The sequence below is a fragment of the Gudongella ferriphila genome (assembly GCF_046224405.1).
Classification (GTDB): Bacteria; Bacillota; Clostridia; order Tissierellales; family Tissierellaceae; genus Gudongella.
Genome location: NZ_JBJXRK010000021.1, coordinates 11,948 through 32,533 on the forward strand (window position 1 = coordinate 11,948; position 20,586 = coordinate 32,533).

13 protein-coding genes are annotated in these 20,586 nt (G+C 41.2%); 2 read left to right on the forward strand and 11 right to left on the reverse strand.

Translation table 11 applies throughout. From position 1 onward, the window contains the following. Positions 1–92: 92 nt before the first annotated feature. The 11 genes from ACKVDP_RS10300 to ACKVDP_RS10350 form a co-directional block, all read right to left on the reverse strand. A complete protein-coding gene (locus ACKVDP_RS10300) occupies positions 93–3,656 on the reverse strand; it encodes a molybdopterin-dependent oxidoreductase (protein ID WP_409228760.1) in 3,564 nt (1,187 codons plus the stop codon). A gap of 15 nt (positions 3,657–3,671) precedes the next feature. After that, positions 3,672–5,240: an NADH-ubiquinone oxidoreductase-F iron-sulfur binding region domain-containing protein gene (locus tag ACKVDP_RS10305; protein WP_458306241.1), complete on the reverse strand. Its 1,569-nt coding sequence runs from the start codon at positions 5,238–5,240 to the stop codon at positions 3,672–3,674. Between the two features lie 177 nt (positions 5,241–5,417). Beyond that, complete coding sequence (nuoE, locus tag ACKVDP_RS10310; protein ID WP_409228762.1) at positions 5,418–5,951, reverse strand: NADH-quinone oxidoreductase subunit NuoE; 534 nt, start codon at positions 5,949–5,951, stop codon at positions 5,418–5,420. Between the two features lie 283 nt (positions 5,952–6,234). After that, entirely contained in the window at positions 6,235–7,584 is a 1,350-nt protein-coding gene (locus ACKVDP_RS10315) for a TldD/PmbA family protein (RefSeq protein ID WP_409228763.1), read from the reverse strand. Then, positions 7,584–8,975, reverse strand: a complete 1,392-nt coding sequence (locus ACKVDP_RS10320; protein ID WP_409228764.1) for a TldD/PmbA family protein — start codon at positions 8,973–8,975, stop codon at positions 7,584–7,586. The genes ACKVDP_RS10315 and ACKVDP_RS10320 overlap by 1 nt, the downstream gene beginning before the upstream one ends. Beyond that, entirely contained in the window at positions 8,965–9,531 is a 567-nt protein-coding gene (locus ACKVDP_RS10325) for a class IV adenylate cyclase (RefSeq protein WP_409228765.1), read from the reverse strand. Before ACKVDP_RS10325 ends, ACKVDP_RS10320 begins: the two co-directional genes overlap by 11 nt. A gap of 14 nt (positions 9,532–9,545) precedes the next feature. After that, on the reverse strand, positions 9,546–10,280 hold the full coding sequence (nagB, locus tag ACKVDP_RS10330; protein ID WP_409228767.1) for a glucosamine-6-phosphate deaminase: 735 nt from the start codon (positions 10,278–10,280) through the stop codon (positions 9,546–9,548). A 24-nt stretch (positions 10,281–10,304) separates the two neighbouring features. Continuing rightward, positions 10,305–10,991 (reverse strand): metallophosphoesterase, encoded by a 687-nt coding sequence (locus ACKVDP_RS10335; protein ID WP_409228768.1) that lies wholly within the window; start codon positions 10,989–10,991, stop codon positions 10,305–10,307. 13 nt (positions 10,992–11,004) lie between these two features. Further along, positions 11,005–13,377, reverse strand: coding sequence for an ATP-binding protein (locus ACKVDP_RS10340; RefSeq protein ID WP_409228769.1), 2,373 nt, complete (start codon positions 13,375–13,377; stop codon positions 11,005–11,007). After that, positions 13,374–14,462 (reverse strand): metallophosphoesterase family protein, encoded by a 1,089-nt coding sequence (locus ACKVDP_RS10345; protein ID WP_409228770.1) that lies wholly within the window; start codon positions 14,460–14,462, stop codon positions 13,374–13,376. Before ACKVDP_RS10345 ends, ACKVDP_RS10340 begins: the two co-directional genes overlap by 4 nt. Before the next feature lie 10 nt (positions 14,463–14,472). Next, on the reverse strand, positions 14,473–15,405 hold the full coding sequence (locus ACKVDP_RS10350; protein ID WP_409228771.1) for a PfkB family carbohydrate kinase: 933 nt from the start codon (positions 15,403–15,405) through the stop codon (positions 14,473–14,475). A gap of 129 nt (positions 15,406–15,534) precedes the next feature. Here ACKVDP_RS10350 and ACKVDP_RS10355 point away from each other — a divergent pair, with 129 nt between their 5' ends. Together ACKVDP_RS10355 and ACKVDP_RS10360 are read left to right on the forward strand one after the other, a co-directional pair. Next, a complete protein-coding gene (locus tag ACKVDP_RS10355) occupies positions 15,535–15,822 on the forward strand; it encodes an ACT domain-containing protein (protein ID WP_409228772.1) in 288 nt (95 codons plus the stop codon). Between the two features lie 38 nt (positions 15,823–15,860). After that, positions 15,861–20,585: a cytidyltransferase gene (locus ACKVDP_RS10360; RefSeq protein WP_409228773.1), complete on the forward strand. Its 4,725-nt coding sequence runs from the start codon at positions 15,861–15,863 to the stop codon at positions 20,583–20,585. Position 20,586 lies beyond the last annotated feature (1 nt).

The window sequence follows — 20,586 nt, forward strand, 5'->3', positions numbered from 1 at the left end:
CCACACCTCCGAGGTTTTTTCACAAATATAGCTTAACACAAAAATTGAATATTGGCAGCAAAAAGGTGGGAACAAAGTCCCACCTTTCCTGTTTAAATCTCTTCAACTACCTTTGCAAACTCCTTTTCCACAAAATCTGTAGAAATTCGCTTGTCAAACATCTTTCCTTCTTCAACTGATGCAAGCCTTGCCTTCCCATCATCAAATGCGAAGCCTTCTGTGTAGAGTATTTCCTTGCCGTATATTGGCCAGTAGGTAGCTTCCTTGAACTTGAAAAGGTCAGTGTACTCAGGCACTGATTTTGAAATCTGCTCAGTCAATTCCTCTATCTTCTTGTATCTTGAAGTCCTTCCAAGTATATACATCATCTCATTTACAACTTCCCAGTTGGAATATCCAGTCAATGGAGGTATTGCTGTGTATGTTCTCTGAATTCTTCTTTCTGAGTTGGTTACTGATCCAGTGGACTCAGCATAGCTTACAGCAGGCAGTACCACATCCGCCCTTTCACCTGTAGGTGTCAGATAGAGGTCATGCACTGCAAGGAATTCAAGATTCTCAAGGTACTCAAGTGGAATGTCCTCTCCAAATACCAGAAGTCCTTTAATTGTTCCTTCTTCAATTCCCTTGATTATTTCATTGCTTGGCTTGTTGATTCCAAGATCTGCCAATCCTTGACTGTTGTTCTTAGGCTTAAGCTGGATTATACCTCTTCTTGGCTTGCCAACTCTTCCAGCTACAACAGCTATGTTTGCAAGAAGCTTTGCTGCTTCACTTGTCAACATGTTCTCATCAAATATTATCATTGACGTCTTTGACTCAAGGTACATTTCTGCTATGTCTATTGCTGCATTTCTAGGTTTGAAGTCTGCAAAGCTATCCTTGAGTTCCTTATAACCCAAAACATTCCTGGGTTCTTCAACCTTATCCAATACTACCTTAAGGATACCCTTTAGCAGGTCAAGGTTGTTGTCAGGACAAATGCTGGCCTCAGTCCAGTCATTTATCTGATCGTAGCCTTCGTTCACAACAACGAGTCTGGCACCATTTTCAACCGCTTTCTTCACTTTCAAGGCAGCTATTGTGTGGTCTTTCATCATATGAGCTCCTGCAACCAATATAAACTCTGCATGCTCAATTTCATTGAAGGTACTGGTTGATGCATCATATCCCAGAACCTCTTCAATCCCTCCATAATTTCTGTTGAAGGATGTTACATTTTCAGTGCCCAGGAATTTTTGTGCAAATTCCTTGGCTATGAATATCTCTTCATTGGTGTATCTGTCAGAAATTGCAACTGCAACTGCTTCAGGACCATACTGCAGCTTAAGTGACTGCATGGTCTTGGCGGTCATCCTAAGGCCCTCATCCCATGATGCATTGCCCAGCTCACCATTCTCTCTTCTTACAAGAGGTTTGGCCAGTCTTGTCTTCTGCTTGGCTTGATCGTATCCGAACCTACCTTTGACACAAAGTAATCCTTTATCGACATCTGACTCCTTGTCGGGGATTGCCCTGTACAGCATGTCTCCACTTGTCTCAAGGTCAATGTTACAACCAACGGAACAGAAGGAGCAAATAGTCTTGGTTATCTCAGTTTCAACAGGCACAGACTTGTCAATCTGTAGTCTTTCCTGGATGGCTCCCACCGGACACACGCTGACACATTGTCCACAAGCGATACAACCTGTTTCCGCAAGCTTCAGATCCAATGCAGGTTTTACTATTGTATCAAAACCTCTTTCAACAAGTCCAAGTGCGCCATTATCCATGACCTGGTCGCATACTCTTACACAAAGTCCACAAAGGACACATTTGTCTGTGTTTCTAACTATAAATGGATGACTGTCGTCCTCTTCCCTATAGTGAACCTCACCGTCAAATTTCTCAGGTTCGACATCATATTCATTTGCATAATTATACAGCTTGCACTCAAAGACGTCATGGCAGCCGCATTCAAGGCATCTCATGGCATCCTTTACAGCATCCTCCTCCGAGAATCCTTTGTTGACCTCCCTGAAGTTATTCTTTCTTTCTTCAGGTGAAAGATGAGGCATTGTTGATCTGTACTCTTTCTTCCTGTCGCTGTAGTGCTCACTGGTCAAATGGGTTCTTTCAACTACATAAGGTCTTCTGTATGGGATTACATGCCCTTCCAGATATGAATTAATAACCCCAACGGCTCTTTTGGCGTCTCCAATTGCCTTTATTGCAATGTTCGCACCTTCATTTATTACATCTCCACCGGCAAATATGCCTTCCACATTTGTCTGGTAGCTGTTTTCATCAACTGCTATTGTTCCCCTCTTGGTCTTCTCCAGGATTTCAAAGCCTTCCAATGCTGATTGCTGGCCTATGGCTCCTATAACCAGATCAACATCGATGTACTCGATCTCTCCCTCAATAGGAACTGGTCTTCTTCTTCCTGATGCATCCTCTTCGCCAAGCTCCATCTTCTGAAGCTTAACCTTGGCTGCCCTTCCGTTTTCTTCTATTATTTCCAATGGAGAAACCAGGAACTTAAACTGTACCCCTTCCTCCTTGGCTTCCTTGATTTCAATCAGCTCAGCTGGCATCTCTGCCTCTGTCCTTCTGTAGAGCACATAAACTTCCTTGGCTCCAAGTCTAACAGCAGTACGGCAGGCGTCCATAGCCGTGTTTCCGCCTCCAACAACTGCAACCCTTTCACCGATTCTCATATCCTCATTAACTGTGGCTTTTCTGAGGAAGTCAATCCCTCCTATTACCCCGGGAAGATCTTCTCCCTCAAGTCTTAATGGAGTACTCTTCCAGGCTCCAACAGATATGTAGCAAGCATCGAAGTTATTCTGGATATAGGAAAGGTCAAGCTGTTCACCAACCTTGACATTGTTTACAAATCTTGTTCCCATCTTTTCAACGATGGCAACCTCCTGGTCAATAACACTTCCTGGCAGCCTGTACTCAGGAATACCATATCTAAGCATTCCGCCCATCTCAGGCATCTGTTCATATATTGTTACCTCGTGTCCTGCAACCCTTAGGAAGTATGCTGCTGAAAGTCCCCCTGGGCCACCACCTACAATGGCAATTTTCTTGCCTGTGGGTTCTCCCAGCTCAGGTATGAATACATCGTCGCTTGCCAAGTCTATATCGGCAAGGAAGGACTTCAGATATGCTATGGAAATCGGCTCCTCAACAAGCTGCCTTCTACAAGCATCCTCACATGGATGTGGACAAACCCTTCCTATGCATGCAGGAAGTGGAAGCTGCTCCTTAATCAGTTTAAGGCCTTCCCTGTACTCCATATTGGCGGCAAGTCCCACGTAGCCCTGGCAATCGGTATAGCCCGGACAAGCCAGTACACATGGCGGCCTGCAGTCACCAACGTGGTCTGAAAGAAGAAGCTCAAGCGCCGTCTTTCTAGAACTCTTTACCCTTTCAGTGTTGGTGTTAATTATCATGCCGTCAGATGCCATTGTTGCGCATGATCTAAGAAGCTTCGGTACTCCTTCTACCTCAACAACACACATTCCACATGATCCATATATCTCTACCCTTTCATCAAAGCACATGGTAGGGATATCAATTTTATTATCTCTTGCAATGTCAAGTATCGTCTGACCTGCATTACCTTTTACTTCTTTTCCATTTATGTTCAAATGTATAACAGACATATTTCACCCCTACCTTTAACTTATTGTTATTGCGTCAAATTTACATACCTCATAGCACTTTCCACACTTGATACAGATGTCCTGGTCAATCTCATGAATCAGCTTAGGTTCACCTGTTATTGCCTCAACTGGGCAGTTTCGCTTACACATTCCACAGCCAATGCAATTATCCTGTATTTCATAGGTAATAAGGGATTTACAGGCTTTTGCCGGACATTTCTTCTCATTTATGTGAGCTTCGTATTCATTTCTGAAATATCTTATTGTGCTTAATACAGGATTTGGAGCCGTCTGTCCAAGTCCGCAAAGAGATCCGTCCTTAACCTCAACTGCAAGGCTCTCAAGCAGTTCAATATCCCCTTCCCTGCCATCTCCACTTACAATTCTCTCCAGGATTTCAAGCATTCTCTTTGTACCAAGTCTGCAATGGATGCACTTTCCGCAGGATTCCTTTCTGGTAAAATCAAGGAAGAATCTTGCCATATCAACCATACAGGTTGACTCGTCCATTACAACCATACCACCTGAACCCATAATGGCTCCTACCTTGCCCAACGATTCATAGTCAACAGTTGTATCAGAAATAAAAGCTGGAATACAACCACCTGATGGTCCTCCCATCTGTACAGCCTTGAACTCCTTGTCGTTAAGTATTCCACCGCCGATACCATATATGATTTCCTTGATTGGCATTCCCATGGGAACCTCTACAAGTCCACCTTTTTTGATCTTACCGGTCAATGCAAAAACCTTCGTTCCCTTTGACTGGGCTGTACCATAGGCGGCAAAGGCATCTCCACCTTTTCTGATTATCCAAGGCACATTTGCAAAGGTCTCAACGTTGTTTATGTTGGTTGGCTGACCCCAATAACCCTTTTGTGCCGGGAATGGAGGCTTAAGTCTTGGCATCCCTCTTTCGCCCTCCAGGGAAGCTATCAGGGCCGTTTCTTCTCCACATACAAATGCTCCCGCTCCAGCCTTGATCCTTATGTCAAAGTTAAAGCCTGTTCCCATGATGTTCTTACCAAGGTATCCCGATTCTCTTGCCTGCTTGATTGCAATATCAAGTCTTTTTATTGCAAGTGGATATTCAGCTCTAACATATATTATGCCTTCTTCCGCACCAATTGCATAGGCACCGATTGCCATTCCCTCAAGTAGTCTGTGAGGATCTCCTTCAAGGATTGACCTGTCCATGAATGCTCCTGGATCACCTTCGTCAGCGTTACATACCATGAATTTAGGAGTGTTCTTTTCCTGCATTGCAGCATTCCACTTAAACCAAGTTGGAAAACCTGCTCCTCCTCTCCCTCTCAATCCGGAGTCTCTAATTTCGTCAATCACGTCTTTCTGTGACATTTCCTTAAGGCATTTTTCCAATGCCTTGTAACCATCTTTTTCTATGTACTCTTCAAGTCTCTCAGGGTTTATAATCCCACAATTTTCAATTGCTATTCTCACCTGTTTGCCAATGGCTTCTTCATCTACTGAAGAAATCCTATATGTACTGTCATCTTCATTTGCAAGCTTTTTTTCAACAAGCTCCACAATTTTGTCTCCGGAAACCTTTACAAATCGTTCCATCCGTCCTTCATCATCGTAGATGTCGACTATGGGTTCCAGATGACACATCCCAACACAGCCGGTTATTTCAAGATCTATATCCATCCCAAGCTTATTTACCTGATTCTCCAGCTCTTCATATACTTTCCTGGCTCCAGCTGCTATACCACAGCTTCCAAGACCAACCACTACCTTCATCTAGTTCCCCTCCTTCGCTTCAAGGGTCTGTTTTCCCAATTCCCTTAAGATATCCTTGGTTTTTTGTGGTGTCAGGCTTCCATATGTCTCACCATTTACCATCATGACTGGAGATAAGCTGCAACACCCAAGACACGCCACATTGTTCAATGTAAATACATTGTCCTTTGTAGTTTCTCCATCCTTGATGCCCAACTCTTCTGTAATAGCCTCTTCAATACCATCTGCACCATTTACATGGCATGCAGTACCCTTGCACAGCATGATCAGATTTTCCCCAACCGGGTTCAGTCGAAACTGTGTGTAGAAGGTTGCAACACCATATATCTGTGAGCTGTAAATTCCTGTCTCCTGAGATATGTATTCCAGTACGGACATGGGTAAAAACCCGTATATTTCCTGGGCATACTGAAGTATTGTAATCAGGCTACCTTTTACTTCCTTATATTTTTTCAGTGTCTCATCCATAAGTGACAAATCCACTTCTTCATCAAGGAAGTGTCCTTTTAGTTCCTTTGCTCCACAGCAATCCACGTTACCAACTCCTTTACTGTAATTTAAGTCAACAGAATTATTATACCTTAAATATTCAGAATTAACAATCAGATAAGGGCAGAAATTCCTTCCAACATCGTTATGTAATTCACATGTTAGTATATTGATTTATTGACTTTTAACCCTCTGAATTACACATATATTTCTTGAACTCAAACAAAAAGGAACCTATGGTAAGATACAAGTTCCTTTGCTTTCGTTATGTTAATGGAGATTCAAACAAACACATTTAAGCTCTTGAATGTGTCATGTTATTGAACTGTCAATCCCCGGAAACACTTATTGAATTTATTTTTATGGATGGAGCCCCATAGCAACCGTTACCTGGAAGGCCAAAAAGTATGTCATCAGAAACTTCCTCTACACTTTTTAGAAGCTGAATCAGATTTCCGGAAATTGTAATACCTTTTATTGGTCTACCCAATGATCCGTTCTCTATTATGAAGCCTTGGGCTTGAAGGGAGAAATCTCCCGACACAAAATCCAGCCCGGAATGCAGGCCTGCTATTTCAGTTATGTAAATCCCTGCAGCTACTTCTCCGATGATTTCATTTGGTTTCCTGGATCCCTTTTCCACCAACAGATTCGTTGGCCTTGTCGATACAGTTGCCTTTATCGAGTTCCTGAATCCATTTCCTGTTGAAGTACTAATTTTATCTTTGGACTCCCTGGAATCATACAGGAATCCCTCCAGCCTGCCTTCGTGAACCAAAATCTTTTTTGTCGTCCTGTAGCCTTCATCATCAAAATCACAGCTGCAATATCCTCCGTCTAGAAAAGGATCTTCTGTGATGGTTATTTTTGTGCTTCCTATCAGTTCCCCTTCCTTATCCTTCAGAAAGGACAACCCCCTTTGTACGTTTATGCCTGAAAAGGCTGGCATGAAGCCTTCAAGAATATCAATAAAAACTCGGTTTCTTATTACAGCACAGTAATTTCCGCTACTAACTGGTCTTGCACCCAATAATGATATGGCTTCTTCCACAGCTTCCCTGGCAAGCTTTGATGTGTCAACCTTTTTGGGATCTCTGAAAACAACATAGGAGCTCCCAGTACTTACATTATCATCTTGCTTTGCAACCACAGAAATATATATATAACCCATTAATGATCTATCTTCAATATCCAAGCCCAAGGTGTTCTTTATCCTCCTTTCTGTAAAAACATCTTCATAGGAGCACATTTGAATCTTGGTTACCCTGCCATCAAGGTTCTTTGCTTGTTTTTCAAGTTCCATCATTAAATTGATTTTTTCTTCCACTTTCAGGTCCTGTGAATAATCTGGATTGTTTTCAGCACGGTATATATATTCATAGGCCTTTGTGAAGTATGGCCTTTCATCTTTATCGGTGAATTTACCATTCTGGTAAGCCTCATCCACAAGTATCTCAGCAGACTTTTCATCCAATCTTTCCGTATATGAGTGACCCAAGCCCTCCAATCCAATTGCTCTTAGAGCAACTCCTGCCGAGTCAGATACAATGTAGTTATCAACCTTTTGATTAAAAACTTCAATTTTCAAGGTTCTTTTCGAAGTATGGAAGAGCTCCATTTCCTCAAGCCTGTCACTCCCTTTTTTGAAAACCAGGCTGCTAAAAGCATTAAAATCCATCAATCATCTTCCTTTCTTCCGCCGACAGTAATGCTGCTGACCCTAATTGCAGGTTGACCAACACTCACCGGTACTGAGCCACTGGCTGCTCCACACATTCCCTGTCCCATTTTCAGATTGCTCCCCACTCCGTCTATGAGCTTTAAGACCTCAATACCATTCCCAACCAAAGTTGCACCCCTTACAGGACCTGCTATCTTGCCATTTTTGATAAGATAGCCCTCCATTACTGCGAAGTTAAAGTCACCTGTAGCAGGGTTCACGCTTCCGCCTCCAAGATTCTTAGCATAGAGACCCCTTTCTATGGATCCGATCATATCATTGTGGGTCATATGACCGGGCGCTATATAGGTATTGTTCATCCTGGAGGTTGGCGGGTACCTATAGGATTGTCTCCGAGCCGAACCTGTGGATTCCATTCCCATCCTTCTGCCATTTATCTTGTCGACCAGGTAAGACTTTAGCACCCCATTCTGGATAAGTATATTTTTCCTGGTAGGTGTCCCCTCGTCATCGATATTCGTCGTACCCCACCCATTTATCATGGTCCCGTCATCAATTGCAGTAACATGGGGAGACGCCACCTCCTGCTCAAGCTTCCCACCAAATGCAGAGGCATCCTTAGATACAAATGATGCCTCCAATGCATGACCACAGGCTTCATGAAAGAGAACACCTCCAAAGCCATTTTCTATCACAACCGGTATTTTACCACCTTGTGCATAATCTGCATGGATCATCGCCTTAGCGATTCTTGCCGCTTCAACTCCAACCTTGTCCACGTCAACATACTCGAATAATTCATAACCCATTGAGGCACCAGGTGCATAATATCCCTGTTGAAGCTCACCATTAAGGCTTGCTGTCGCTGAAACTGCAAATCTCACTCGGGTTCTGCTATCGGTTGTCCATAGTCCATCGGAATTTGCAATCAAAATTTTCTGTTCTTCCTCCATATAAGCCGTTGTGACCTGGGAGATTACCTGATCGTATCCCTTAGCGGCATGGTAAGCACTTTTTAGCAGCTCCACCTTTTCTTTCTTTCCAACAGTTGATATGGGAATCTTGATTGAATTGTTTTCAGAGTATAGGGTTTCTCTCATCGTTTGTGGTCGAACTGTTGCCTCACCAGACATGGACAAGGATAAGGACCTTGCGAGATCAACAAGCTCTTTCTCTGAAGAGCTATTGGTGTAGCCATATACACTGTTTGTTCCTTCAAGTATCCTAATACCAACTCCATAATCTCTGCCCGACAGACTATCCTTTATTTCACCTTGGACCAGCTTGATATTGGAGGTCATTTTATCTTCAAAAAAAATTTCTGCAAAATCTCCACCTCTGGACAAGGCCTCATTTAAAACCCTTTCAACCATTATCCTATTTAACATTGGAATCATCCCGCCTTTTTATGAGCTTCTGCTGAAGCTCCACTATTGAAAGTTTTGATACCTTCTCCTGGGGGATCTCCAGTTCCTTCAAAATGGTATCAAGGTCCCTCTTCTCTTGTACCTCAATTTCCATATATGGATCAGGATAGGTTTCTTCATCCCATACGTCAATGTCAATTCTTCCTTCTAGAAATGAATAGGATGTCCTGTCCTTGTAGCCAATTACTGCCTTGTCAAAACCAAGTTGCTTTAAAATTTGCAACATAGTGTACCTATCATCAACTAAAACATTGTACTCTTCATTTTCCCTTAAGCTATTGTTAGGAAGATTCTTTTTAAGAGTCAATGTTACGGACCTGTTGTCACTTAAGAGATCATGATTCTCCCTGATTCTTAGATATGCATCCATAAATGATTTTATCGGTTTTTCTGTAGAGTCGATGAGGGTGTTGATTTGTCTCTCCTTCCCTATCAGTTTGCCGCCCTTGGATAATATCAACGCTTGGATATTATCAATGTCAATATCCAAAACCTTCACTTCCAACTCCTTTACCATATAGTACCTCCTGACTACCTGCCTACCAATGAATATGCCTTTCTATCGCAAACCAATGTTACATCAGGGTGAAGTAGTAAAAATGTAGCAGGTATCCTTGTGCTAACCTTGCCTCTTTCTAGGAGTTTTTTTATGATTTCTGCTTTTCCTTCACCGCTGGCGAGAATGACTATTTTTTTTGCCTTCATTATACTGCCCATGCCCATTGAAATTGCCTGGGTAGGTACTTGTTCCTTGGATTTAAAAAATCTGGCGTTATCCTCTATGGTCTGTATGGTTAGATTTACAAGCCCTGTACCTACAGGTAATTCCTCATCAGGCTCATTAAATGCTATGTGGCCATTAGACCCTATCCCAAGAAGTTGAATCCTGATTCCACCTGCAGCCTCAATCATCTTGTCATATTTTTCCCCGTACTCATCTGGATTCACTGTCATCCCATCTGGAACATGTGTGTTTTCATTGTTTGTGTTTACATGATTGAAAAGATGCTCCTCCATAAAAAATCTGTAGCTGTTTGGATCCTTAACATCAAGGCCTACATACTCATCCAGGTTGAAAGTTGTGACCCCAGAAAAATCAAGCTTTTCCTCCTTGTACTTCCTTACCAGCTCCTCATAGGTCCCAATGGGTGTCGACCCCGTCGCCAACCCAAGCACGATCTTTGAATCCTGTCTTATTTCCTTTTCAAATATTTCAGCAGCCGCCTTGCTCATTTCATCATATGAATCAGTCACTATTATTTTCATTCCAGTCCCCCTTAAGAAATATGTCTATATGCCAATCTCTTTTAACTTGAAGTCCAAAAAATCACAGGAAACCATCTTGAAGTCTATCCCTTTAATCAAGCCTTCAACTGAGTACCTGTGTCCCTCAGCATGCAGGTGTCCGTAAATGCATAAATCTACATTATGCTTCACTAAAACATCAACAAAATCATTGGGCCGTAGTTTCCCATCAAATGGAGGATAGTGAAGCATGGCGATTTTCTTGGTTATCCCTTCTTCTATTGTTGACAAAGATGCATCCAGTCTAAGCAGCTCTCTCCTGTATATCTTTTCATCTCCTTCGTCAAACCCCTCCGAATCCCTACTCATCCATCCTCTGGTTCCTCCTATCCCCACATTTCCATATACGTAGGAGTTGTTTCTTATAAATGTTATGGAATCTAGATTCAAAGCGTTGAGCCTTGATATGCTTTCCCACCAATAATCATGATTACCTTTTATAAATAGCTTATGACCTGGCAGGCTGTCTATTAGTTCCAAATCAGGTACAGCCTCTTCAAGCTTAAGGGCCCAGGAAATATCACCCGGTACAAGCACAAGATCCTGGTCCAGGACCTTCGTTTTCCAATCCTCGATAATCTTTTCCTTGTGATTTATCCAGTTTTCACCAAAAACATCCATAGGCTTCTGTTTAGAGTGATCAAAATGGAGATCACCAATTGCATAGATCATATACGCACCTCTCTTAACTATTTTGCAGGTCAATCTTATTGTACTTTTTGCCTGTACTTCTCAGCACCTCTTCTTCTCTTGTCTGACAGGTAAACAGTAGCACCTGCCTATACTCAAAGCTTATTATAAAGTCCAGAATTCTTTTCAACCTCAAATCATCATACTGTGAGAAGCATTCATCCAGAAAGATGGGGAGTCTGCTTGAAATCAACTCATCAACAATGCCAAGTCTCAAACCAAAATACATCTGGTCCAACGTTCCACCACTTAGATTCTCCAATGGAACCAACCTATTTGTTCCTTCCTGAACCAGATTGAAATTCAGATTCCTGTCCACCTTTGCATCAATATATCTCCCTGCAGTAATCCTGCTTATGAACTCCTCCACCCTCCTGTTTAATGCTGGAACAAAGTCCCTGTGTATCTCACCTGATAAATCGTTAATTCTGCTTTTGGCCATTTCAAGTGATTCCTTCCTACACTTCAAGGAGAATTCCTTTTCTCTCAATTTCTGTAGCTTTTCATTTAGGGTTAGCTCCTGTTCAATGGAATTTTCAAGCTCCATTAGAGAGCCCTCCACCTGATTAAGATTCACTAGAAGATCACCTTTGTATTGAATGAGCTTTTCATGAGACTCAATTGTTTCAACCATATCAGTTAAAGACATTGCACTTCCGGTATCAGATCTCTCTTCATAAAGTACCGTTAGCTCTTCAATGCTTTCTTCCTTAAGAATTCTCTTTATAGTCTCCTGATTGTATTCAATTTCTCTCTTGATCTCCTTTAGCCTTGATTTCTTTTCCAAACCTTCATTGAAGGATTTCATGTCTTCAGCCTGGTTTTTGCTAAATATTCCATCAAGCTGCCTCTGCAGAGCCATTAGCTCGGTGTTCAGGTCATTTTTCCTAACCGATATGGCTTCTCTTGAACCTTGAAGTTCATCCAATAGCACTCTTTCCTGTTCGGCTTTAGTATCCTCTTCTCTGGCTCTTTCATACAATTTATAAAGATCGTATTTGTTCGACACACTGTACTTATCAAGGATAAGAACCTTTTGTATCTCAACATCAATTTCACCCTCCAGGATATCTGTCCGACCCTTTAGGGTTCTTACCTTATAAATAAAATAGAATATGGGAATCAAAACCGTTTGAGTTATTGCAAGAACTGAATAATTGCCTTGGATGGATGCATATATGGTTACTGAAAAATATATGAATGAAAAGATAATCAAGATCCATTCAAAAGCCCTTCGGTTGATCATGAGCTTTTCCTTCTCATTTTTAAGAGATGGCAAATCCCTGTCATCAGTGGACTTATAGTCCAGTTTTTGAAACTTATACCCATCTTCAATAATATCCTCGGAAACCCCATACTCGTGATTTCTGTCTACGTAAAGCCTTGTAGCCTTTTCTTCAATACCATTCAGCTGTTCCTCCATGTAATCTAGCCTTGAATTTACAAGTCCAATCTCTTCACTTAATTTTACAGCCTCATTGTAATCATCCCGACTTTTTGAATCGTGAATCACCAGTCTTTCAATTTCTTCACCTAAAAGGTTGTTTTTCTCCCTCAGCTCCAAAATCTCCTGGTATTTGTTGATTTTCTTAATTCTATTCATCTCTTCTATGGAATCCTGACAATTTGCAATATCCATCTCAACTGACTCCAACTCACTAATAATAGCCATCCTTCTTGTCGCCAGATCCCTGTACTTTTTTACATCTGCTTCCACAGCTCTAAGACTTTCTTCAGTTTCTTTGATTTCAGCCAAAATCTTACCATACTCTGAAGTTGAAGCCCTACTTGTTCCAATCTCCCTTAACTCCTCATCCAGGAAAAGTATGGCCCTTTCAACTGATATGCTTTCATCTCCACCAGTGGATACATTCACCAGCCTTTCCCTGACTTCATGGGCCAGTGACTCCCCAGGTTCCATGTTCTGCTGCCCAATAAATAGAGTATTGCTGAAAACCCCACTGTTTATTCCAAAAAAATATTCCCCCGGTTGTAGCACCTTTGAGCTTTCTCCAATATGAGTCCTGTCTGTAATGTCCTCACCAGTCAACTCATGAAAAACCTTGACCTCTTCTTTTCCTTTGTCAAATACCCTGTATATCCTGTATAGCTGTCCATCCTTTTCAAAAACTATAGACCCACTGTAATTGGAACCGGACCAAGGTGTTAATCTGTTGTGTTCATTGGAGTAAAGGGTTCTTTTTGTATACGGTTTTCTAAAACCATAGAACATACCACTGATAAAGCTATGCAGAGTCGATTTTCCGCTTTCGTTGGGTCCATATATGATATTTAACCCTGGTTGGAGTCTAAGGGTAAAGTCATTGAACTTGCCAAATCCATGAAGATGGAGTTCCCGAATAATCATTGCCGGTCACTTCCTTCCAAAAGAGCATATATTCCAGCATAGAAAGCATCCCTTACAATGGGATCTTCCATATCCTCATTTTTAAAGCTCTCTATGTACATTCCAATAATATTGTTTCTATTTTCATCAAACAATAGTTCAATATCAATATCCGGCTTTGAATCATCTATCATTTCAAGATAGTAGAGGTCTTCTCTTAGGGTTGCTTCCAATGCCTCCTTGTGGAGAAATGTTGGAGAAACACCCTTTAGAATTATCCTATGAAAATTATTTTTTCCATCATCACCTATCAAACCCATTATTTCTTCCCTTGCCTTCTCAATTGTAGCTTCCCTATGCAAAGTATAGTCAAGAACATTGAATTCCCGCCTTGAGAAGGGAATGAAACTGAAGCTGTTATTATGGGATAGCTTGCCCTGGATAAATCCTCTCTTGCCCGTCTCTCCAAAATCCAAGGGTTCCAACGATCCACAGTAGGCAATGTTATGGTGCAAAAACTGTGGTTTATGTATGTGTCCAAGGGCAATATAATCCATTTGCAGCCCCTCTAAAAACTTCAGATCGGGAAGTGGATAATCTGTCTTTGCCCCAAACTCACCATGGAGCATAAGGATATTGTGATATCCCTGAGTTGGCTTGATATTACTAAGCTCCTTCAGCAAGACTTCCTTTTCCCTCTTTGCTTCAATTGCCCAAATTGAAGTAAAGAGATTTGCAAATTCAACATGCTGAAGGCCTGCCTCCCCGAGAATCATAACATTATCAGGCCAATCGGCTTCAGCATAGACCGAGTCCCTATATCCCATATCGTGATTCCCCAAGGAAATTACAAATTTCTGTTCCTTTGCAAATTCAAAGGAATCCTTGAGTCTCCTAATATCCTTAATGGTAAGATTATTGCCTTCAAAAAGGTCCCCAGTGATAAGCAGTAAATCCATACCTTCACTTTTTGCGTGTTGAAGCATACGACTAAAGGTACTCCACAGTTCCTCTCTTCTTTCCTTGCCCTTCACTCCGCCAAAGCTGGAGCTGTTAAATTTCATTCCAAGATGAATATCTCCAGAATGTATAAAGCTAACCATCATATCACCATTCCTATTGGTTGTGAAATTTTCTTATGTCTATTTTTTTCATTAATGCCTTGATATCAGTCATATCAGGCTTCCCCTCATAATTCCTGAAATCAAGTGAACCACATGCAAAAGACAATCTTGAGGTTGTCTCAAAATCAAATTTCCTCCTCATTCCAGTCGCAAACCCCGCCAATATGCCACCATGCAGAAATCTTCCGGGATTCAGGACCTCATGGTCAAGATTCATACTGATCCCTGTCTCGCTATTCATTACCAGCAAACCCTTTTCTCCCATGTCTACAATCACATAGCTTATACCACTTTGAAACAGATATTGACTGGCCCTTATTATTTCACCCTCATACTCAAGCTTAAGATTGGTCAGTATCTCCATTCCTTCAACATCCAGAGCAATCAAGTATGGCGAAGCTTCAACAACCTCCGACAAGGTATCCTTCCTTGGGGATATCAGCATTTTTCTTCCCCATTCTCTTGTTAGGTGCACAATGTCAGTTGGCATATCTTCGGGCATATTTGATGGGTATCCACCACACATGCATACTATCTCAGAATTGTTCAGACCTTCCTTAATCTCTCTATGGAAAAATGTAATTTCCTCCCTGTTTATTTCAGAGTCCTTCTGACTGACTTCAATTTCCCTATCATTGAAGGTTAAGATTAACCTCTCAGGGCTTTTATCTCCGATTTCAACAAAGGAATCAACTACCCCGGTATCTCTTAGATAATTTCTTATGAAACTTCCAGTTGGTCCTCCTGAAAATCCAGTTATTGTAGAATCCTCACCCATAAGGCTTAAAATCAATGAAAGGTATGCACCCCCGTCACCTGGTATCATATATGCCTTATCAACATTGAAGGATTTCGACTCATTGGAATTACTTTTTATTTCCAACCACTTGTTAAGAACAGGATTCAAATCTACGGACAGTATCATTTTTGCACACCCCCATTGCTTTCTATTATACCCTTATATACCGGTTACTTGCAATTGTCTTTGCCAATTCATCATTGAAAAGCCACACTCATAATTATATAATTGAAGTAACTAAAGGAGGGGTATTCTATGATGGATAATATATATAAGGATTCCACGGAAAATCAATTGGAATTGTCAGAATCAGAAATTAAGCCTGGCTTTATTTTTGAATACGTTGACCAAAAGGGAGTAATTAGCAAGATTAGTTCGATCCTTGCAAATAATGATATCAATATAGCCAATATGACCGTCACAAGAGAAGGAGATGTGGCGACAATGAAATGTCAATTTGAAGGCAAGCTCCAGGAGAATGTCAAGGAGCAGCTACTTAACTCCTTCACATTTATCAGGACTGAATTTCTAAACATGGAATGATATCAAATTATCCATGAACCCTTACAAGGAGGAAGGCCATGAATGTTGAGCAAAGCTTTAGGGAATATCTGGATAGCAATGGCAGAAGAGATAAAATTGAAGTTTTAAGGGAAGGCAGAAATATTTCTGTCCTTTCTTTTATGGAGATTATTCATGATTTTCTCGTTCAATTCAAGTCTGTGGACTTGAACGAATGGATTCTTACAATTTACGACTACGCCTTATTCAAGTCATTTCCGCACAAGGAAAGTAAACTAATTGACATGGAAATGATTGTTCTTTACGAAGAGGTTCTCAATTTACTTAGGTACGTAAACGGTGAGGATCATTTTGATTATGATGTTTCTGACTCAATAGAGGAATTCAAGCGTTTTAAAGAGGCCTACAACAAGCTCTTCATTTATGAGATCATGCAGCTCGACATGGAAATCAACGGCTACAACACAATTGATCACGTCATGAGCGTAAAGGATGTGGCTATGCACGTTGCTCTGCAGTTAAAGGAGCTGGAGCTTCCGGTGGATCTTGGGATAGTTCTTGGTGCCAGCCTTGGACATGATGTTGGAAAATATGGTGTTGTTAAGGATGAACAACCCAGGGTTCCATACCTTCACTACTATTATACTGAACAATGGTTTAGACAGCTAAGACTTGATAAAATTGGTCATATTGCAACAAACCATTCAACCTGGGATTTGGAGTTGGAAACTCTGCCACTGGAATCTCTGATCCTTATCTATGCGGATTTTAGAGTTAAAAACAAAGTAGTCGATGGCAAGTTTATCATGTTTACATATGACCTTGACGAGTCATTCCAGGTTATACTTGATAAGCTTGACAATGTGGATGAAGCAAAGGAAATGAGATATAAAAGAGTCTACAGCAAATTAAAGGACTTTGAGGAGTATATGGAGTCCATGGGGGTAGACACAACCCTTGATGGAATCCTGAAAAGACAGGAAAAAACCTATTGGAGCCTTCTTAGGGGTGAGGATATTGTAGATTCCTTTAAATACAAGGCAATTGAAAACAACATCTACCTTATGACAAACCTTATGAACCAGGAAAGGTTCCTTGAGATTCTTGAGGATGCAAGGGGCGAATCCAATTGGAGGATTTTGAGACTTTATATAGAGGTTCTTAAAGAATATTCAACCTATCTAACCCAAAAACAAAAAATAATGGTGCTAAGCTTTCTAACAGACCTTCTTCTACACAAGGAAGAGGACGTTCGTAAGGAATCCGCTGAACTTATAGGCAAGCTTCTTGCAAACTACGACGAGGAGTACAGAAAGGAGCTACCTTCCTCAATAGCAAGAAAAAAACCTGAAGAGACCAGCGTTGTAGTTTTCAAGGAAATCCTTGAATCACTATTGATTCCCAGTCATAAGATGACTGATTCACAGAACATATGGCTATACAATCTTAAGCTCATTGTAAAGTCCCTGTTTGAGAACTGCAGCAAGGAAAGCTATGGAGAATATTTCGATGCGTTGAATTACTTCTTTCAGCGTTCTGAGGATTTGATTCCCGTATCTCAGTTCTACCTAATCCAGACTGTAACCTACCTTCCTTTGGAAGAATTGGATTCCGGCAGACGAAATCTCTTCTACTCCTATATTCAAAAAATGGTTTCTTCAGATATATCCAACATCAGATTGAGTGCTCTTGATAGGGCAGCGGAAGTAATAACCAAGCTATTTGATGAAAACCTTTACTCCCCCATGAGGGATTACCTTAAGGCGAGACCTTTGAAGTCCCCTATTCCCGCTGAAAATTATCTTAAGTACATCCTATCTAACAAGCTTTCAATGGATCAGGAGACCGTGGGTAACTTCAGGGAAAACTATTTTCAGGACCAGGCCAACGTTTCTGAACTGTTTCTTGAGAACCTGAAAACTGCAACCGGCTGGACCACAAAGAAGATAAACATAGATATTCTGTATGACCAGGTAAGGAAAAATCCAAAGGAGACAGGCATTCACACAGCGATACATCTTTGCAACGTACTCAAGGTAAGTGCTGTTGAAAGGGTCAGAAATTACAGTGGCTACACCCTGCTGAACATAATTCCCCTGCTCTCCCTTGAGCAGCGTAATGATGTTGCAATAGAGCTTTTGAGAGCTCTGGAAATGGAAAACTACCAGTTCACAAAGTTCATACCAGAATATTTGGGCCATCTTTTCCTATACCTTCCCCCTCAGGAGCTGGAGGAAGTAATCGAGGATCTGGAAGAGAAAATTAAAGTTTCAAGACCACAAACTATTATGCTATTGCTGAACACCATAGGCACAGCAATTGTAAATTATCCGAAATACAAGGACTTGTTCCAGGAGGATGAAGAAACAAATAAAAAACGCCTGAACAGGCTTCTTGGACTGCTGCTGGTCCCTATCGCATCCTATAATGTTGAGCTAAAGACTGAAGCTCTTAGGGTAATCGCTTCAACTGTCTTCAACTCAGAGAAACTTACTCACCTTGAGAAGCAATCTGTATTCAGACGTATTGGCAAGAAAATTCTCACCCTTATAGAAGATTCCCGTGAAAACAACTTTGTCTTCTATAACAATGCAGCATCCTTGAACCATATATACCGATATATCTCCGATTTTGAGTTTGAAAATGGAAGCCTTGATATTACCACCGATGAGGATGTTGTTTTCTTCCCTGGTTCATTCGACCCATTCAGTCTCGGCCACAAGGAGATTGCAAAGGAAATAAGACGAAAGGGCTTTGAGGTATACCTTGCTGTTGACGAGTTTTCCTGGTCGAAGAGGACAGAAGCTCATCAATTTAGAAGAAATATCATTAATATGAGTATTGCCAAGGAAGATGGAATATACCTATTTCCGAAGGAAATTCCAATAAATATTGGTTCAGATAGAGACATGATAAAGCTTAGGGAAATATTTGGCGACAGGGAAGTATATATAGCTGTCGGTTCAGACGTTATTACCAATGCTTCCGCCTACAGGAAGAACAGGGAGATTCTTGACTTTTCTCATGTCATCTTTGACAGGAGAACAGATCAAACGGTAACCAGTAATCTGTCCGCTTCAAATGAAGCCATTTCCCGAATAAGGGGCAAGGTAATTCAACTTACCCTACCAACCCAGTATGAGGACATAAGCTCAACTCAGATCAGGGACAACATTGACAAAAACCGAGATATTTCTAAGCTCATCGACCCAATGGCAGCTGACTATATTTATAATTACGGACTCTATATAAGAGAACCCCTATACAAAACCCTGGTTGAGACAAAAACCCTGGATGTTGAAATTCACAGAAATCTAAGCAGTGAGATTCTCATTTACCTTATGGACAATTTCGGTAACAGTATATTGGAAAAAGGAATTCTTGAGCTTAGAAACAAGCTAAGTTACAGAATCATACTCCTGAAGGATATGGAAACCGGACTTCCCTTAGGTTTTTCAGCCTTCTACTGGGTCAGACACAGCATGCTATACGATGAGTTCAAGGATCAGGAACTGACACAATACATCAGGACCTACGCCAAGGGGAGGACTGCTTTTATAGCCTGTCTTTATGCAAGGGATGACAATGACAACATTATGGATATGGTTCTAAACGAAACACTATCCATTGCCTTGAACAGAGACTACAATTATGCACTCTACTGCAATACGATGATTTCAGGCGAAAACAAGAAAGCAGAGGAATATCTGCTGATGCAAGGCTTCTCCCAAATGCCCTTCCAGCATATGGGTTCACCTATGTTTATGGTTGATATGAACAACCCCATAAGCATAAACCTTGACCTGGAAAACACATTAAAGGCACCTTATGATAGCGATCCAAGAATACAGAGGGTTATAACCGCAACCAGAAAGAAGCTAAAGAGAGCCCTGGCTGACCTTTATCCAAATGAGCTGCTCATTTCCTTCAACAGGGACATGGTCTACAGCAAGCTGATTCAGAAGCTGTGTGATGAAAATGGTGTATCAATATTGGATAACAGAAAGAAATCATTAGGCGAAAAGATGTGTGTGCCATTTGGTATAATCCTGAACAACTCAATAATTCCAAATACTGTAACAAAGACGCTGCACACTGAAAGAATATTCGCACCAGACATACACAGCTTCACAGTTGGTGAGTTCCCCAACTATCTGTCACTTGAGGGCCAGTGTAAAACCATCAAATCCTTTGAACGGCCAGTAATGCTTACGGATGACCTACTTCACAAGGGCTACAGAATAAAGATTGTAGAGCCTCTTCTTCGGAAGGAGGGCATAGAGATTGCCAAATTGTTCGTTGGAATTCTATCAGGAAAGGGCAAGGAAATTGCCCAGATAAGGAATCTTGATGTTGAATATGCATATTTTGTTCCCAACCTGAGATTGTGGTTCAATGAAAGTAGCCAGTACCCATTTCTTGGTGGCGACATGGTTCGCAAGGATTATCTTGAGTCAAACCTGATTCCAAGTATAAACTTTATACTGCCTTACGTATCTCCCAGGTTCATCAAGGACATTACGCAGGACTCAATATATAATCTATCTGAAATCTGCCTTAACAATACTTTGGACTTGTTAAGAGTCATCGAGGAGGTATATCAGGAGATTAATGAAAAGAACCTTACTCTTGCATCCCTCGGGGAGGTAATTTTTACACCAAGATATCCTGACCTGGAAAGAAGTGTACTTCAAAAGAGACATCAAAAACCATCTACCTTCCTGGAGATGGACATCCATTACCTCAAGAGGCTTGAGCATACTCTTAGAGGACACACGAGGTGAT

Coding starts and splice junctions, on each gene's coding strand:
- ACKVDP_RS10345 (WP_409228770.1), bottom strand. CDS start 14,462: ATGATGGTTAGCTTTATACATTCTGGAGATATTCATCTTGGAATGAAA.
- ACKVDP_RS10300 (WP_409228760.1), bottom strand. CDS start 3,656: ATGTCTGTTATACATTTGAACATAAATGGAAAAGAAGTAAAAGGTAAT.
- ACKVDP_RS10360 (WP_409228773.1), top strand. CDS start 15,861: ATGAATGTTGAGCAAAGCTTTAGGGAATATCTGGATAGCAATGGCAGA.
- ACKVDP_RS10350 (WP_409228771.1), bottom strand. CDS start 15,405: ATGATACTGTCCGTAGATTTGAATCCTGTTCTTAACAAGTGGTTGGAA.
- ACKVDP_RS10315 (WP_409228763.1), bottom strand. CDS start 7,584: ATGGATTTTAATGCTTTTAGCAGCCTGGTTTTCAAAAAAGGGAGTGAC.
- ACKVDP_RS10335 (WP_409228768.1), bottom strand. CDS start 10,991: ATGATCTATGCAATTGGTGATCTCCATTTTGATCACTCTAAACAGAAG.
- ACKVDP_RS10355 (WP_409228772.1), top strand. CDS start 15,535: ATGATGGATAATATATATAAGGATTCCACGGAAAATCAATTGGAATTG.
- ACKVDP_RS10305 (WP_458306241.1), bottom strand. CDS start 5,240: ATGGAACGATTTGTAAAGGTTTCCGGAGACAAAATTGTGGAGCTTGTT.
- ACKVDP_RS10325 (WP_409228765.1), bottom strand. CDS start 9,531: ATGGTAAAGGAGTTGGAAGTGAAGGTTTTGGATATTGACATTGATAAT.
- nagB (WP_409228767.1), bottom strand. CDS start 10,280: ATGAAAATAATAGTGACTGATTCATATGATGAAATGAGCAAGGCGGCT.
- ACKVDP_RS10320 (WP_409228764.1), bottom strand. CDS start 8,975: ATGTTAAATAGGATAATGGTTGAAAGGGTTTTAAATGAGGCCTTGTCC.
- ACKVDP_RS10340 (WP_409228769.1), bottom strand. CDS start 13,377: ATGATTATTCGGGAACTCCATCTTCATGGATTTGGCAAGTTCAATGAC.